This window comes from Paenibacillus glucanolyticus NBRC 15330, from assembly GCF_004000885.1.
Classification (GTDB): domain Bacteria; phylum Bacillota; class Bacilli; order Paenibacillales; family Paenibacillaceae; genus Paenibacillus_AQ; species Paenibacillus_AQ glucanolyticus.
In genome coordinates this window covers 776,198-792,081 of sequence record NZ_BIMC01000001.1, presented here as the reverse complement: position 1 = coordinate 792,081, position 15,884 = coordinate 776,198, and the positions used below count along the sequence as shown (strand labels likewise).

The window sequence follows — 15,884 nt, the reverse complement described above, 5'->3', positions numbered from 1 at the left end:
GTGATCAGAGATGGCAAAAATCAGAACTGGGCGCGTAGGCGAGCAGATTAAAAAAGAGCTCAGCCAACTGATCCAAACGGAAATGAAAGACCCAAGAATCGGTTTTATCACAGTGACCGGTGTTGATGTAACAAATGACCTGTCTCAAGCGAAGATCTACCTGAGCGTACTCGGCGACGATGAACAGAAGGCAGCTTCCTTGAAAGGTCTGGAGAAGGCAAGCGGCTTTCTCCGTTCAGAGCTAGGCAAGCGAATTCGTCTCCGGCATGTGCCAGAGCTGATCTTCAAATTCGATGATTCCATCGCGTATGGCAGCCACATTGAGAAGCTGCTTACCGAAATTGTTGATCGTGAAGAGAAATAGAGTGATTTGATTTACGATCACTAATCGCGGTCTGGTTATGGAAAGTTCGTCGATACACGTGGTTTTTATAAAGGAGAGGGCGAATGCAGACCTATGAACAAGAGCTGCAGCAGGTGAAGTCATACCTGTTGGAGCACGATGATTATTTGGTTGTGTCGCATGTTCAGCCCGACGGAGATGCAGTCAGTTCCACCCTTGCGGTGGGCTGGCTTCTCTCATGTCTGGGCAAGAAATTCACCATGATCAACGAGGGACCCATTCCGAAGCGCATGAGAGCCCTGTGGCACGCGGAAGACATCCTGAATCTGTCCGAACAACAGCCAGGAAGAACATTCTCGCATGTCATTTGTGTGGACTGTGCGGATTTTGCTAGAGTAGGCTATACTCAAAAGGTATTTGCGGATCATGCAAGCATCGTAAATATCGACCATCATCCAACCAATGATCGGTATGGGGCAATCAACCTTGTGGTGCCAGAGGCTGCTGCAACCGCGGAAATCCTGTATGATCTGCTGAATTTGTTTGATGTGAATTGGGATGCCGAGATTGCAACGGCCATTTATACGGGTTTGTTGACGGATACAGGCGGGTTCCGTTATTCCAATACATCGCCCAAGGTAATGAGTATTGCGTCTGATCTGTTGTCCTATGGGGTGAATGGACCGGAAATTGCGGAAACTTTATTGGAAGAAATGACGCTTCCGCAGATGAAGGTTTTGGTTCAGGCGTTAAATACGTTAAGTTTATCGGATGATGGCAAAATAGCATGGGTAAACGTAACCCCTGAGCATATGGAAATATGCGGTGCTGTCAGCGAAGACCTTGAGGGCATCGTCAATTATCCCCGAAACATTCAGGGAGTCGAAGTTGGAATCCTGTTTAAATCTCTGAAGTCCGGAGTGGTCAAGGTAAGCTTGCGTTCAGCCGGAAAAGTTGATGTAGCTGCATTGGCGCAGGTTTTCGGCGGAGGCGGCCACGTACGGGCAGCAGGCTGCAGCGTCGAGGGCGAACTTCATGACATCATTCCAAGAGTGGTAGAGCAGGTGAAATTAAAGTTATGATGCAATTAGAAGGCATTTTGGCCGTTCATAAACCCGCAGGTTGGACATCTCATGATGTGGTAGCCAAAGTCCGGGGAATCCTCCGGATGAAGCGGATTGGACATACAGGTACGCTGGACCCCGAAGTAACGGGGGTGCTTCCGTTATGTCTTGGCAGAGCAACACGGGTTGTGGAATACTTGCAGGAACTGCCTAAGGAGTACCATGCGGTTCTCCGGCTGGGATATTCGACGGACACAGAGGATATTACCGGAAGTGTGACAGAAACGGCAGATGAAGTTCATGTAACGAAGAATGAAGCCATTGAAGCGCTGCAATCTTTTATGGGCCCAATCTCTCAAGTCCCCCCTATGTATTCGGCTGTCAAGATCAATGGCAAACGGTTATACGAACTTGCCAGAGAAGGAAAGACCGTGGAACGCAAGAGTCGTACCGTAACGATTCATGAAATCGAAATGACGGATTTTGATGCTGAGGGCGAGTACACGGACATTTCATTTCGAGTGCTGTGCTCCAAAGGTACATACATCCGTACGCTTTGCGTAGATATTGGACGAAAGCTCGGCCTGCCTTCGGTCATGGTCAAGCTGGAACGTACGGTGTCGGCAGGAATCACGGAGCAGCAGTGCTTGACTCTGGAGCAGATTGAGCAGTTCATGAAGGAAGGAACGCTGCATACGAGGCTTATTCCCGTGGACCAAGCGATTCACAATCTGCCGGAGCATACCGTGTCTGAAGAGAAAACGGAAGCTGCATTGCAGGGACAACGATTGTCTTCGAGAGCGGTGGAGCCGGCTGTCGACAGTTCGGAGCCTATTCGCTTGTACGATATAAAGGGAAACTTTCTGGGAATCTATAAGCGCCAGGAGGAAACAGGGGCTATCGTTCCGGTGAAAGTATTTTCCTAAGTATGACTGGATTTAGTGAGTGGAGGTGAGAAATCATGAGAATTGTTTCTTTATCTTATCCTGTATCTGCTGAAATAGCGCATGAAGCAGCCGAGCCGAAGGTTGCCGCAATTGGTCAGTTTGACGGTCTTCATCTGGGGCATGCCAGCGTGCTTTCAACCGCTGTGAATATTGCGCGGGACAATGGAGTACCAGCTGCACTCATTACCTTTTACCCTCATCCAAAAGACGTGATTGGTAAAGGGAGCTACGAGGGGTATCTTACGCCCCAGCCCGATAAGCAGCAGCTGCTTGAAGAGATGGGCATTGATATTCTGTACATTGTTGAGTTCAATAAAGAATTTTCCCAAGTGAGTCCGGAAACCTTTGTTGAAGAGATGTTATTGCCCTTAAATCTTCAAACGGCGGTTGTCGGATTTGATTTCCGTTTTGGTCATAAAGGCGCTGGCGACGCAGTCAAACTTCAGGAGCTTGGTGAAGGCAGAATGACTGTCGTTACGGTTCCGCCATTTTTGGTCGATGGGGAGAAGGTCGGAAGTTCATCTATTCGGATCGCACTGAAAACGGGACAGCTGTCGGATGCTAACCGTTGGTTCGGACGGAATTACCGGATCCGGGGCAGTGTCATTCATGGGGAAAAGCGGGGAAGAAAGATCGGTTTTCCAACTGCTAACCTGGAATTGACGGATCCTTACGTTGTACCGGCGTTAGGCGTTTACGCAGTCCGGGCGCGGACCAATAAGCATGACAACTGGATTCCGGGCGTGATGAACATCGGTGTGAAGCCAACCTTCCATGAAGGAATCACGGAGCCCATCTTCGAGGTGCATCTGTTTGATTTTGAAGGGGATCTATATGATCAAATCATGACGGTGGATATTGTTCAATATATCCGCAAGGAGCATAAATTCGAATCGGTTCAAGAGCTTGTAGAATGGATTCAGAGGGATGCGGTTGAAGCCCGAAGAATATTGAATGTCAGCGAATAAACGATTTGGGACAAATTGTACTGAACTGATTTTCTTTTTCAGGTAAAGTATGCTATACTCTTAGAGGTTGCCCGGAGTGTGGGCAATATTAACCTTGGCTTGGATGTTCGATCTCACCGTCGGTACCTGGGCCAATGGCGATTATAATGAGGGAGGTGAACAGGATGGCATTGACTCAAGAACGTAAACAACAACTGATTGACGAGCACAAAACTCATGAGTCCGATACAGGATCCCCAGAAGTGCAAATCGCTATCCTAACGGAAAACATTACGAACTTGACTGACCACTTGCGTACGCACAAGAAGGATCATCATTCCCGTCGTGGATTGTTGAAAATGGTCGGCCAACGCCGTAAGTTGCTTGCATACTTGAAAAACAAGGATGTTAAACGTTACAGTGCTTTGATCGAGAAGCTTGGATTGCGTCGCTAATCATCCATAAGATGTGCCGAAAACAGCCTGGTTGTCCACTGTCCTTCTTGGAACGACAGCGGCGCAGCCGGGCTCTTTTCTAAGTATTGTACAATTTACTGTTTTCGTGCTCCCCCACAAAGTACTGCGTACGCTTCATAGCCTAAACTCCACTTTGTGGGGTTATCTTAATATATATTCTTTTTTTAGATTGTAGGCGTGTCTGTTCGCTTGAGTTTCGTTTGACGGTTATAACCAGGGATGGTCTATGCGGAGAATGTTCTATACGGTTCGGGTTGTTCCTGTACATAGGTTAGTGATGTTGGACCGATGGATGGCTCTGGTTTGGAAATGTGGACAGCGTTTTGCAAAAAAACATTGATGTTAGAAGATTTCAAAAAATTTATCCCCATGAGGAGGGAATATATGGAAACACGTGTTGAAATGCAGCTTGGCGGAAGACCCCTCGTGTTCGAAACAGGGCGCCTTGCGAAGCAGGCAAATGCGGCTGTTATGATTCGTTACGGCGAAACAGCAGTCCTGTGTACAGTGACAGCTTCCAGTGAACCGAAGGATTTGGATTTCTTTCCATTAACGGTCAACTACGAGGAGAGATTGTACGCAGTCGGTAAAATTCCGGGTGGATTTATTAAACGGGAAGGCAGACCGAGCGAGAAAGCGATTCTTGCCAGCCGTCTGACAGACCGTCCGATTCGTCCGCTGTTCCCGGAAGGATTCCGTAATGATGTTCAGGTTCTGAACCTGGTTATGAGTGTGGATCAGGATTGTGAGCCGGAAATCGCGGCTATGATCGGTACTTCCGCAGCTCTGAGTATCTCGGATGTGCCTTTCAACGGTCCGATTGGCGGCGTAGCCGTAGGGCGTGTGGATGGCAATTTTGTCGTGAATCCGGATATTGCACAGCAGGAAGCAAGTGATATCTATCTAGTTGTATCAGGTACTAAAGACGCCATCATGATGGTTGAAGCTGAAGCGAACGAAGTTCCTGAGGAAGTCATGCTGGAAGCCATCATGTTCGGACATGAGGAAATCAAGAAAATCGTAGCTAAGATCGAAGAGCTCGTGGCTGCTTGCGGTAAAGAGAAAATGGCAGTTAAGCTCCATGCTGTCAATGAAGCGGTGAATCGTGAAGTGCGTGATTTCGCCGCAGCTCGTCTGGTTGAAGCCGTTCGCATCGAGGAGAAACATGCCCGCCAGGATGCAATTGACGCCATCAACGAAGAAGCGTATACCGTGTTTGAAGAGAAGTATATCGAGACTCCTGAATTGTTGAAGGATGTTAAAGAGGTGCTTCACGATATCGTGAAGGAAGAAGTCCGACGTCTGATTACGCATGACAAGGTTCGTCCGGATGGCCGTGGTCTGTCTGAGATCCGTCCTATCGATTGTGATACTAGCCTGCTTCCTAGAACGCATGGTTCCGGTCTGTTTACGCGTGGACAAACCCAAGCTCTCAGCGTATGTACTCTAGGTGCCCTTGGCGATGTGCAGATTCTCGATGGTATCGATCTGGAAGAGACTAAGCGTTTCATGCATCACTACAACTTCCCGCCATTCAGCGTAGGGGAAGCTCGTCCACTTCGTGCTCCAGGCCGTCGTGAAATCGGGCATGGAGCGCTCGGCGAGCGTGCCTTGTCCAAAGTCATTCCGAACGAAGTTGAGTTCCCGTACACGATTCGCCTGGTGTCAGAAGTTATTGAATCGAACGGTTCGACTTCCCAAGCCAGCATATGCGCAAGCACACTGGCTATGATGGATGCAGGGGTACCCATCAAAGCTCCTGTAGCCGGCGTAGCGATGGGCTTGATCAAGGACGGGGATCATGTCTCCATTCTAACGGATATTCAAGGCATGGAAGACCATCTTGGCGATATGGACTTTAAAGTTGCAGGTACGCCTGAAGGGGTTACCGCCATTCAAATGGATATCAAAATCGATGGAATCGACCGTGCGATTTTGCAGGAAGCTCTGCAGCAGGCAAAAGAAGGACGCATGCACATTCTTGGGAAAATGGCAGAAGCCATTCAGCAGCCAAGAACGAGCTTGTCCCAATATGCGCCTAAAATTATTACCATGCAGATCAATCCGGACAAAATTCGCGATGTAATCGGTGCTGGCGGCAAAATCATCAACAAAATCATTGAGGAAACCGGCGTAAAGATCGATATCGAGCAAGACGGTCGTGTGTTTATCGCTTCTGCCAATGATGAGATGAACAAAAAAGCACTTTCGATTATCGAAGGCATTGTGCGTGAAGTAGCTGTAGGTGAAATTTACACAGGTACGGTAAAACGGATCGAGAAATTCGGTGCTTTTGTTGAAATTCTGCCGAACAAAGACGGGCTTGTTCACATCTCGCAGCTCTCTACAGAGCGCGTAGCGAAGGTGGAGGACGTGGTTGCGATTGGTGATGTCATTACGGTGAAGGTTACCGAAATCGACCAGCAGGGACGGATTAACCTGTCTCGCAAAGCGGTTTTAACTACAGAAGCGAGCAAGAGCGGCTCTTAAGCTTTCGCGCTTGTTGGTTTGTGAACAGGATATGGATGAAGAAAAAAGAGGCAGAACCTATCATTCTGGCTCTTTTTTGATCATAAGAAACACGGTTTCTCTCGGTCCCGTACCTATATTAGATAAGCTTCGCAGCATATGCCCCACGTTGTGGGGTTGTTTTATGAATAGATACGCAGGCGTATCCTGCCTTGAATATGCGGTGTCGTTTCTAGCAGCACATAATTCCGCCTATCCTCTCATAAAATGGGACAAAGCTTCTCAAGGGGAGGGTGGATTGCCCATGAATGGTAAAAAAATGGCCGTGCTGCTAACCGGTGCCGCGATGGTGTCGGCTGTCGCTGTGTTCAGCGGGGCTTGGGAATATGTGTCGGGGCTGCAGGTGAAACCGGAAGCGCACTTCGTAAATGGAACACAGACGGCAGTGGATCTGGATCTATTGAATCAGATTGAAGCCGCATCAGCGAAATCACGAATCGAGCCCGTTGATGCAAGGGTTGACTCGGTATGGAAAGCGGTTCCCGGTTATAACGGGATCGAGATTGACGTAGAAGCTACATATAAAGCGGCATCTTCCAAAAAGCGAAAACCCGGGGAGGCCATACCTTACGTTTACCGGCAAATACCGGCTAAAGTAACTCTTAATGATCTGGGTGAACAGCCGATCTATCGAGGGAACCCGAATAAGCCGATGGTGTCGCTCATGATTAATGTGGCGTGGGGGAATGAATTCCTGGTGCCGATGCTGAATACGCTGGATAAGGAAAACGTGAAGACGACCTTTTTTCTGGATGGGAGCTGGCTGAAGAAGAACCCGGAGCTGGCCGGCGAAATTTTGAAGAGAGGTCATGAGGTGGAAAATCATGCGTATACGCATCCTAACATGAGTCGTCTCAGCAGGGAGCGGGCAGAGATGGAAATCGCGAAAACACAGGATCTGCTGAAAGAAAGTTTGGGTGTGGAGAACAAATGGTTTGCCCCGCCTTCCGGCGACTTTAATCAGCAGACTGTATCCATCGCCCATGCACGGGGGCTAAAAACAGTACTGTGGACACTCGATACGATCGATTGGAAGCATCCTGCACCGGAAGCGGTCGTTCAAAAGATATCCACGAAGGTGGAGCCGGGCTTCCTGATTCTGATGCACCCTACGGATTCCTCGTCACAAGCGTTAAAAGGAATGATTGACGGAATAAGGGCCAAAGGGCTGGAGATTGGGACGGTCAGTCAGACGCTTTCCCCTGAACGAATCATGCCTAAGGGAAGTTGAGCCGGATGGTAAAGTTTGATAGAATGATGGATGGCATGAGGCTGTTGATCAGCTAAAGTGAACCTGGATGGAACAGTTAGGGGGCCCTATCGTGAAAAAAATACAATTGTCTAACGGCCTGAGAGTGGTAATGGAGCAAATCCCGACGAGTCGCTCGGTTTCATTCGGCATTTGGGTAAAGACTGGATCCCGCAATGAATCGCTTGAGATCAACGGGATTACGCATTTTATAGAGCATATGATGTTCAAAGGGACGGAGCGTTTTGACGCCCGTGCTATCGCAGAGGAATTTGATGCTATAGGCGGCAACGTTAATGCCTTCACTTCCAAGGAATACACGTGTTATTACGCCAAGGTGCTGGATGAGCATTTTCCGATTGCGGTTGATGTATTGTCCGACATGTTCTTCAACTCGAAGCTGGATGCGGGTGAGCTGGCGAAAGAGAAAAATGTGATTTTGGAAGAAATCGCGATGTATGAGGATACGCCCGATGACTTGGTTCATGATCTGATGTCGTTATCCGTTTATGGGGATCATCCGCTCGCCTATCCGATTCTCGGCACGAAGGAACGGCTTGAATCGATGGATTCACAGGTGCTTAAATCCTACATGGACACACACTATACGATTGAGAATACGGTGATTGCCCTTGCAGGCAACATCAATGATGAAGTGATCGAGCTGTTGGAGCGCCATTTTGGCGGTTTTACAAACCATGGAACTGCCGAGCCGCTGGCTGTGCCTGCTTTTCTGGACGGCGTGCAATTCCGCAAGAAAAAAACAGAGCAAAATCATATCTGCCTGTCGTTTCCAGGCTGCTCCATCGGCGACGAGCTTCAGTACGCGATGGTGCTGCTTAATAATGCTATAGGTGGCGGCATGAGTTCACGGCTGTTCCAGGAGATCAGGGAAAAGCGTGGATTGGCGTATTCGGTATATTCCTACCACAGTTCCCACGCCGACAATGGCATGTTTACCATTTATGCGGGTACAGCTCCCAAGCAGACGAAGGAAGTACTTCAACTGACCACGGAAATGCTGCATGATGTGGCGACCAATGGGATGACCGAGGAGGAGCTGCGCAAGGGGAAGGAACAACTTAAGGGCAGCCTCATTCTTGGTCTGGAGAGCACGAGCAGCCGCATGAATCGCTTGGGCAAGAACGAATTGATGCTGGGCCATCATTTCAGCCTCGACGAAATCATTAAGCGGATCGAGCAGGTCAGCATGAAGGATGTGGATGCGGTTCTTGACCGCATGTTTGGGACTCCATATGCACTAGCGATGGTAGGAACTTCAGATAAAGCATTGAATGTACTTAGGAGGAATGAATTTGTTGCACTACGTTCAAATCAATAGATTGCCTGGTAATGAAGATGTTAAACTGCCCGTGAAAATGTCCGAGCTTGCTGCAGGCTTCGACCTGCATGCAGCGGTTGCGGAGCCCGTGGTTTTAAATCCGGGCGAGCGCAAATTAATCCCGACCGGCTTTGCAATCGCGATGCCGGCTGAGCTTGAAGCGCAGATCCGCCCTCGCAGTGGGCTTGCATTCAAACACGGCATCACCTGCCTGAACTCCCCCGGCACCATTGATGCCGATTATCGCGGGGAGGTTAAGGTGCTGCTGGTCAATCTGGGGCAGGAGCCTTTTGCGATAGAACGTCATGAGCGCATCGCTCAAATGGTGTTTAAAACCGTCCCTGCCGTGGAATTCATAGAGGTAGAGGAATTGTCCGACACCGTACGGGGTGCGGGTGGATTCGGACATACCGGCAAGTAAATTCAAGCAAGAAAGCTTCTGATATCATCAACATCATACAGCACACGCTAAACACCGCCACGGTTTGTACCGGGCGGTGTTTTTTCAATTTGCTGATGTACTGCAGCAAACGACCTGAACGGGCCATGTCGGGTTTGCGGCTTTATTTAATGCGTTAAGGCGGTAGTTTAATTGAAATGCGCTCACCACCCCATAGGCGGCAGCATAAGATGGTTTATACGTTGGTTTGAAGAAAGGAGCGAGGCCTTCCATGCTGACAGGAGTCCGGACCGTCTTTGTTGGAGGAGACGCAAGGCAAATTGAAGTGATTCGCAAATGCGCTGAGATGGATGCCTCCGTCATGATCGCCGGGTTTGAGAAGCTGCAGGATTCGTTTCAGGGAGTGACTCGTGAGCAGTTCACACCGGAGCTGTTATCGGACGCAGATGCTCTGATCCTGCCTGTGGTTGGATGTGATGATGAGGGACGTGTCAGTGCGCTGTTCTCAGAAGGGCCATTGCGACTGCAGGAGGAGCATATCGCAGCAATGCCCGGTCATGGAGTGATCTATACAGGCATGGCGAAACCGTATTTGCGCTCGCTATGTGACAAATATAAGATCAAGCTGGTAGAGATATTGGAGAGGGACGATGTTGCCATCTATAATTCAATTCCGACAGCGGAAGGTGCGCTGATGATGGCGATCCAGAATACGGATTTTACGATTCACGGTTCAACCAGCATGGTGCTTGGCATGGGACGAACAGGCTTTACAATGGCTCGCAGCTTGCAAGGTTTGGGTGCCAAAATTCTGATGGGCGTACGCAAATCGGAGCATTATGCCAGAGCTGAGGAAATGGGCTGGAAACCTTTCCTGGTAAGGGATTTAGGGTCTTATGTGCCTTCTATTGACTTGCTTTTTAACACGATTCCAACTATGATAGTCACAGCACAAATCATCTCGAAAATGCCTCGGGAGGCAGTTATCATTGATCTCGCCTCCGCACCCGGCGGATGCGATTTTCGCTATGCCGAGAAACGGGGTATCAAAGCCATGCTCGCACCCGGACTACCCGGAATCGTGGCTCCAAAAACAGCTGGCATCATTATGGCCAATACGCTGGTGGAGCTGATTTCTGAAGAAATCAAGATTCGGGGGGATGCGTAGATGAATTGGAATGGAAAGACAGTGGGTTATGCCCTGACAGGATCACACTGCACGCTTGAAGAAGTGATGCCGCAGATCCAGCGGTTTAAGGACGGGGGAGCCAACGTGGTGCCGATTGTATCCAGCACGATCATGACAACGGATACCCGATTCGGCACGTCGGAAAATTGGCAGAAACAGTTGAAAGATATTACGGGTAATGATATTATTTCTACAATTGTTGACGCGGAACCACTAGGCCCATCGAAGCTTCTTGACGTTTTGGTCATTGCTCCTTGCACGGGAAATACGACCAGCAAGCTGGCCAATGCGATGACTGACAGTCCTGTCTTAATGGCAGCCAAGGCGCAGATGAGAAATGGAAGGCCGCTTGTGCTGGCGATCTCAACAAACGATGGCCTTGGGCTAAATGCGGCGAATATCGCTAAACTGCTGATTACGAAGAACATCTATTTTGTTCCGTATGGGCAGGATAATCCCCAGCAGAAACCAAACTCGCTTGTCGCCAAAATGAATCTCATTCCGGAAGCGTGTTATGCGGCTCTTGAAGGGAAACAGCTGCAGCCGATGATTGTGGAATATTCTTAATGCGTTAAGGTCTTGTAGCCCGATACGCATTCTAGAAACAACTGCAGCCATCGTTTTATTCTTGACGGAGAGATCAGGCAGATCAGCAAGCATACTGTGCTAGAGCCCAGAAGTTCTTGCTGGTCAAGAGATGAGGCTTGACATTTTACCTGTCGGATCGCTGCCCGTGAAACATCAAACTGCCTTTAATGCGATTCCGCAGATCGATAAATGTACAGAGAATGGTTATCCATTAGAAGAAATGAAGATGGTCCACGAGACCAGAAAAATTATGGGCGACGAATCCATCGAAGTGACGGCTATCTGTGTACGTATCCCGGTTGTGAGAGGCATTCTGAATCCGTGTATGTGGGAATTCAAGAATGACGATGATCTGGAAGATGTTCAACGGCTTCTGTCGAATGCACCCGGAGTTACGCTGGTTGAGGATCCAAGCTTTCAATCGGACCCGCTGGATACGGATGCCAAGGGAAACCGGATGTTTTCGTAGGTCGGCTTCGCCGCGGTCTGGCGCATAAGCGTAGGCCAACATGTGGATCGTTTCAGATAACCTTCTAAAGGGTGCGGCATGGAATGCCGTGGAAATCGCAGAACTCATTGTGAACAAACGGAACGGCCAGGCTTAACAGCCGGCCGTTTCAGTCGGTAGGCCCGCAATTTACGTCTCCTGGGCATATATAAACGGAGGAATATTCAATGCGCATCTTAGTTCAAAAATTCGGCGGAACATCATTGTCTACACCGCAAGCAAGAACCCATGTTATCGGGCACATTCAGCGCGAACTGGCCAACCAATACCAATTAGTGGTGGTTGTATCGGCTATGGGACGCCGCGGAGAGCCTTATGCTACAGATACCCTTCTGGATTGGATCGGGCATAACGGCAACGCCCTGCCTAGCAGAGAGCGGGATTTGCTTCTCTGCTGCGGAGAGATTATCTCAGCAACGACACTGTGCAGTCTGCTTCAGCATGAAGGGATAACCGCAACGGTGCTGACAGGTGCTCAAGCCGGATTTCTTACAGACGATCACTTCGGAAATGCACGCATTAAGGACGTAAAACCTGAACGAGTATTAAAGGAATTGGAGTATCATCAAGTGGTTATTGTGACAGGCTTCCAGGGCCAGACGGATTCTGGAGACTTTACAACGCTGGGCAGGGGAGGCAGTGATACTTCGGCTACTGCACTGGGTGCGGCACTTCGTGCGGAGATGGTGGACATCTATACGGATGTTAACGGTATCCTTACAGCGGATCCCCGAATTGTTGAGGATGCGAAGCCGCTCAGTTATGTGAGTTATACAGAGATCTGTAATATGGCTCATCAGGGTGCTAAGGTCATACATCCCAGAGCGGTTGAGATTGCCATGCAATCCCAAATTCCGGTCAGAGTGCGGTCAACCTTCTCGGATAATGAGGGAACGCTGGTTACCCAGCCGGAAGGTTTCAGAGATATTCAGTCTGGCATTGTAGACCGCTTTGTGACGGGAGTTGCATATGTAAGTAATATCACGCAAATTTCAGTGGAATGTGACCGTACGGAAGGTCTTCAACTGAAGGTGTTCAAATCGATGGCTGAACATTCCATCAGTGTAGACTTTATTAATGTTACCCCTACGGGAGTGCTTTATACCGTATTTGACAGCGATTCGGAGAAAGCGATCGAAGTGCTGCAGGGTCTGGATTTGAAACCCAAAAGCTTGTCCGGCTGTGCGAAGGTATCCGTTATCGGCGGCGGTATAAATGGCGTCCCGGGCATTATGGCCAAAATCGTAGAATCCTTAAGTGAGCATGATATATCGATTCTGCAATCGGCCGATTCGAACACAACGATATGGGTACTCGTGAAGAAGGAAGATATGGCTCAAGCGCTGCGCGCACTGCATCATAAATTCGAACTACATGTATAAGCTGTATTTCAGAGCGCACGCAGGCCAGAGGTAAGTTGAAATGAAACATCAAATATAGATTACTTACGAAGGAAGCTCTCCGCTCGAGAGAGCTTTAAGGAGGAGTCATTGTGGATTTCGGAAGATTGATTACTGCCATGGTTACCCCTTTTGATCGGAATGGTCAGATCAATTGGGACGAGACTGCGAGGCTTATTGAGCATCTGATTGTTGATCAGAAGTCGGACTCGTTAGTCATCGCAGGAACAACGGGTGAATCACCTACGCTAAGTGAAACCGAGAAGCTCGAGCTGTTTTCTTTTGCTGTGAAGCAGGCAGCTGGAAGAAGCAAGATTATCGCGGGTACCGGCAGCAATGATACGGCACATTCTGCAGAATTGACGAAAAAAGCAGAGGACTGCGGTGTCGACGGCATTTTACTTGTCGCTCCGTACTATAATAAGCCGAACCAGGAAGGACTCTACAGGCACTTCGAGGCCATTGCCGCGGCGACATCACTGCCTGTCATGCTGTACAATGTGCCTGGACGCACGGGCATTAGCCTGAGTACGGCTACGACCTTGCGCCTGGCTCAACTTCCGAACATCGTGGCAACCAAGGAATGTGCTTCGATCGACCAGGTCACCAGCATTGTGGCAGGAGCTCCGGACGGGTTTATTGTATATTCCGGTGACGACTCTGCTGCGCTGCCTGCGCTGTCGGTTGGTGCCTACGGGATCGTAAGTGTGGCCAGCCATATTGCCGGAGCCCAGATGAAGGATATGATTCATGCTTATGTGGAGGGCGATGTGAAGGAAGCCGCAAAGCTTCATCAATCACTGTTCCCGCTGTTTAAAGGTCTCTTTGAATGCCCTGAGCCGCTTCCGAATCCCTCGGCGGTCAAATTCGCCTTGACGGAGCGCGGATATCAGGTCGGCGATGTTCGTCTGCCGCTTGTTTCTCCAAGCGAGAATGAGGCTGCTTTTATCCGCCGTATACTCTCTTCCCTGTAACATAATTGCTGATACAGAACAGCCACTGCCTTCATTGAAGGCAGTGGCTTCTTCGTTTTAAACCCCTCTGTTTCGGGGCATCCTAAGGCTCACGAAGGTGGTTGACTTGTGTTTTCACTTTTTCATCATGTATAATGAATTCAAGTGACTGGGTGCGGTATTTTTTTGAAATTTAATATAACAATGGTACGACGTCCAAAACTATAGGAGGGTTAGATACATTTGTCTAAGAAAATAAGCAGCGATAAACTATCGATTTTTGCCTTGGGCGGCGTCGGTGAGATCGGGAAAAACATGTATGTCATCCAGTATGCCAATGACATCGTTGTCGTGGATGCGGGATTGAAGTTCCCAGAAGAAGATATGCTTGGGATTGATATTGTTATTCCTGATATTAGCTATTTAACGGAAAATCGCGACAAAGTGAGAGGGATTTTGCTGACTCACGGTCACGAGGACCATATCGGCGGCCTCCCTTACGTATTGAAACACTTGAATGTTCCAGTATATGGAACGAAATTGACGCTCGGATTGGTTGAGAACAAGCTCAGAGAAGCGAATTTGCTTGGTGAGACGAAACGGATTCTGATCAACGCAGATTCTGAAGTTCAACTCGGAAACACGTTGAAAGCAACCTTCTTCAAGACGAATCACAGCATTCCGGATTCCGTGGGAATCTCCATTGAAACACCTGAAGGCAATGTCGTGCATACGGGGGACTTTAAGTTTGACCATACTCCGGTAAATGACCAATATGCAGATCTGCAGCGTATGGCTGAGATCGGAAGCAAGGGAGTTTTGGCTCTGCTGTCGGACAGTACGAACGCAGAAAGACCAGGCTTCACGCCTTCTGAGAAAAATGTGGGCATCGTTCTGGAAGATATCTTCCGTAAAGCGGAGCAGCGCGTAGTTGTTGCAACGTTTGCATCCAATGTGCATCGTATTCAGCAGGTGGTCAACGCAGCTGAATCCACAGGCCGTAAAATAACCGTAATCGGCAGAAGTATGGTGAATGTGGTATCCATTGCAGCAGAGCTTGGATATCTGCACATTCCCGAGGGTATGCTGATTGAGCCTGAAGAGGTAAACAAAATGGCAGCGGACCGTGTAGTTGTTCTGTGTACAGGCAGTCAGGGTGAACCGATGTCAGCGCTGACACGTATGGCCCGGTCTACTCATCGTAAGGTGGACATCCTGCCGGGAGATACGGTCATCATCGCAGCAACTCCGGTACCAGGGAATGAAAAATATGTAGGACGTACGATTGACGAGTTGTTCCGTCTTGGAGCAGACGTTATCTATAGCGGATCCAATTCCGGTGTCCACGTTTCGGGACACGGCAGTCAGGAAGAGCTCAAGCTTATGCTGAATCTGATGAAACCGCAATATTTCATCCCTGTCCATGGCGAGTATCGGATGCAGCGCCGTCATGCTCTGCTTGCAGAGTCCGTCGGTGTCGATCCGGACAACATTTTTATTACCGATATCGGTGAAATTGTTGAAATTCAAGGTGGCTCGGCCCGCAAGGCCGGCAAAGTGACAGCAGGCAACGTTCTGATTGATGGACTTGGTGTCGGTGACGTGGGTAACATCGTACTGCGTGATCGCAAGCTGCTGTCTCAGGACGGTATCTTGGTCGTCGTTGTTACCTTGAGCAAGCAAAACGGTTCCATCGTATCCGGTCCTGATATTATTTCGCGTGGATTCGTATACGTTCGGGAGTCCGAAGGGCTTCTGGATGAAGCCAACCGTATCGTTTCCAGCACCCTTCAGAAGCTGATGAGTGAAAACGTGAATGAATGGGCGTCACTTAAGACCAGCGTAAAAGACGCTTTGGGACGCTTCTTGTATGAGCAAACACGTCGCAGACCGATGATCTTGCCGATCATTATGGAAGTCTGATACAAGACAATAAAATAAATCAGGCA

Annotated in this window: 14 protein-coding genes and 1 pseudogene; all 15 read left to right on the top strand. The window is 49.0% G+C overall.

Translation table 11 applies throughout. From position 1 onward, the window contains the following. The first annotated feature begins 10 nt into the window (after nt 1-10). The 15 genes and pseudogenes from rbfA (at nt 11) to PGL02S_RS03365 (ending at nt 15,858) form a co-directional block, all read left to right on the top strand. Nucleotides 11-364, top strand: coding sequence for a 30S ribosome-binding factor RbfA (gene rbfA, locus PGL02S_RS03435; protein WP_006211285.1), 354 nt, complete (start codon nt 11-13; stop codon nt 362-364). An 83-nt stretch (nt 365-447) separates the two neighbouring features. After that, complete coding sequence (locus tag PGL02S_RS03430; RefSeq protein ID WP_036642095.1) at nt 448-1,425, top strand: DHH family phosphoesterase; 978 nt, start codon at nt 448-450, stop codon at nt 1,423-1,425. Next, nucleotides 1,422-2,333, top strand: coding sequence for a tRNA pseudouridine(55) synthase TruB (truB, locus tag PGL02S_RS03425; RefSeq protein ID WP_036642098.1), 912 nt, complete (start codon nt 1,422-1,424; stop codon nt 2,331-2,333). Before PGL02S_RS03430 ends, truB begins: the two co-directional genes overlap by 4 nt. A 35-nt stretch (nt 2,334-2,368) precedes the next feature. Beyond that, nucleotides 2,369-3,322, top strand: coding sequence for a bifunctional riboflavin kinase/FAD synthetase (locus PGL02S_RS03420; protein ID WP_006211282.1), 954 nt, complete (start codon nt 2,369-2,371; stop codon nt 3,320-3,322). A 164-nt stretch (nt 3,323-3,486) separates the two neighbouring features. After that, entirely contained in the window at nt 3,487-3,756 is a 270-nt protein-coding gene (gene rpsO, locus PGL02S_RS03415) for a 30S ribosomal protein S15 (RefSeq protein WP_006211281.1), read from the top strand. Between the two features lie 405 nt (nt 3,757-4,161). Then, nucleotides 4,162-6,267: a polyribonucleotide nucleotidyltransferase gene (gene pnp / locus PGL02S_RS03410; RefSeq protein ID WP_081742812.1), complete on the top strand. Its 2,106-nt coding sequence runs from the start codon at nt 4,162-4,164 to the stop codon at nt 6,265-6,267. Nucleotides 6,268-6,550: 283 nt separating this feature from the next. Continuing rightward, the gene (locus PGL02S_RS03405; protein ID WP_228030026.1) at nt 6,551-7,537 is read left to right on the top strand and encodes a polysaccharide deacetylase family protein; all 987 of its coding nucleotides are present in this window, start codon (nt 6,551-6,553) and stop codon (nt 7,535-7,537) included. Between the two features lie 91 nt (nt 7,538-7,628). Continuing rightward, the gene (locus PGL02S_RS03400; RefSeq protein WP_036642101.1) at nt 7,629-8,897 is read left to right on the top strand and encodes a M16 family metallopeptidase; all 1,269 of its coding nucleotides are present in this window, start codon (nt 7,629-7,631) and stop codon (nt 8,895-8,897) included. Beyond that, on the top strand, nt 8,872-9,318 hold the full coding sequence (dut, locus tag PGL02S_RS03395; protein WP_172963931.1) for a dUTP diphosphatase: 447 nt from the start codon (nt 8,872-8,874) through the stop codon (nt 9,316-9,318). The genes PGL02S_RS03400 and dut overlap by 26 nt, the downstream gene beginning before the upstream one ends. Nucleotides 9,319-9,568: 250 nt before the next feature. After that, complete coding sequence (gene dpsA / locus PGL02S_RS03390) at nt 9,569-10,465, top strand: dipicolinate synthase subunit DpsA (RefSeq protein WP_006211277.1); 897 nt, start codon at nt 9,569-9,571, stop codon at nt 10,463-10,465. Continuing rightward, nucleotides 10,466-11,053, top strand: a complete 588-nt coding sequence (locus PGL02S_RS03385; protein WP_006211276.1) for a dipicolinate synthase subunit B — start codon at nt 10,466-10,468, stop codon at nt 11,051-11,053. Nucleotides 11,054-11,156: 103 nt separating this feature from the next. Then, nucleotides 11,157-11,679 (top strand): annotated as a pseudogene (locus tag PGL02S_RS03380) (Asd/ArgC dimerization domain-containing protein); the annotation flags it as partial. A 70-nt stretch (nt 11,680-11,749) separates the two neighbouring features. Then, nucleotides 11,750-12,964 carry an aspartate kinase gene (gene dapG, locus PGL02S_RS03375; protein ID WP_006211273.1) on the top strand — a complete coding sequence of 405 codons (1,215 nt, stop codon included), beginning with the start codon at nt 11,750-11,752 and terminating at the stop codon, nt 12,962-12,964. A 110-nt stretch (nt 12,965-13,074) separates the two neighbouring features. After that, nucleotides 13,075-13,956 (top strand): 4-hydroxy-tetrahydrodipicolinate synthase, encoded by an 882-nt coding sequence (gene dapA / locus PGL02S_RS03370; RefSeq protein WP_036642103.1) that lies wholly within the window; start codon nt 13,075-13,077, stop codon nt 13,954-13,956. Between the two features lie 222 nt (nt 13,957-14,178). Next, entirely contained in the window at nt 14,179-15,858 is a 1,680-nt protein-coding gene (locus tag PGL02S_RS03365; RefSeq protein ID WP_036642106.1) for a ribonuclease J, read from the top strand. The last annotated feature ends 26 nt before the right edge of the window (nt 15,859-15,884 follow it).

Bases quoted from the DNA above. Each gene is read 5' to 3' on its own strand.
- dpsA (WP_006211277.1), top strand. From the start codon at position 9,569: ATGCTGACAGGAGTCCGGACCGTCTTTGTTGGAGGAGACGCAAGGCAA.
- PGL02S_RS03385 (WP_006211276.1), top strand. From the start codon at position 10,466: ATGAATTGGAATGGAAAGACAGTGGGTTATGCCCTGACAGGATCACAC.
- rbfA (WP_006211285.1), top strand. From the start codon at position 11: ATGGCAAAAATCAGAACTGGGCGCGTAGGCGAGCAGATTAAAAAAGAG.
- dapG (WP_006211273.1), top strand. From the start codon at position 11,750: ATGCGCATCTTAGTTCAAAAATTCGGCGGAACATCATTGTCTACACCG.
- PGL02S_RS03430 (WP_036642095.1), top strand. From the start codon at position 448: ATGCAGACCTATGAACAAGAGCTGCAGCAGGTGAAGTCATACCTGTTG.
- pnp (WP_081742812.1), top strand. From the start codon at position 4,162: ATGGAAACACGTGTTGAAATGCAGCTTGGCGGAAGACCCCTCGTGTTC.
- rpsO (WP_006211281.1), top strand. From the start codon at position 3,487: ATGGCATTGACTCAAGAACGTAAACAACAACTGATTGACGAGCACAAA.
- PGL02S_RS03420 (WP_006211282.1), top strand. From the start codon at position 2,369: ATGAGAATTGTTTCTTTATCTTATCCTGTATCTGCTGAAATAGCGCAT.
- truB (WP_036642098.1), top strand. From the start codon at position 1,422: ATGATGCAATTAGAAGGCATTTTGGCCGTTCATAAACCCGCAGGTTGG.
- PGL02S_RS03405 (WP_228030026.1), top strand. From the start codon at position 6,551: ATGAATGGTAAAAAAATGGCCGTGCTGCTAACCGGTGCCGCGATGGTG.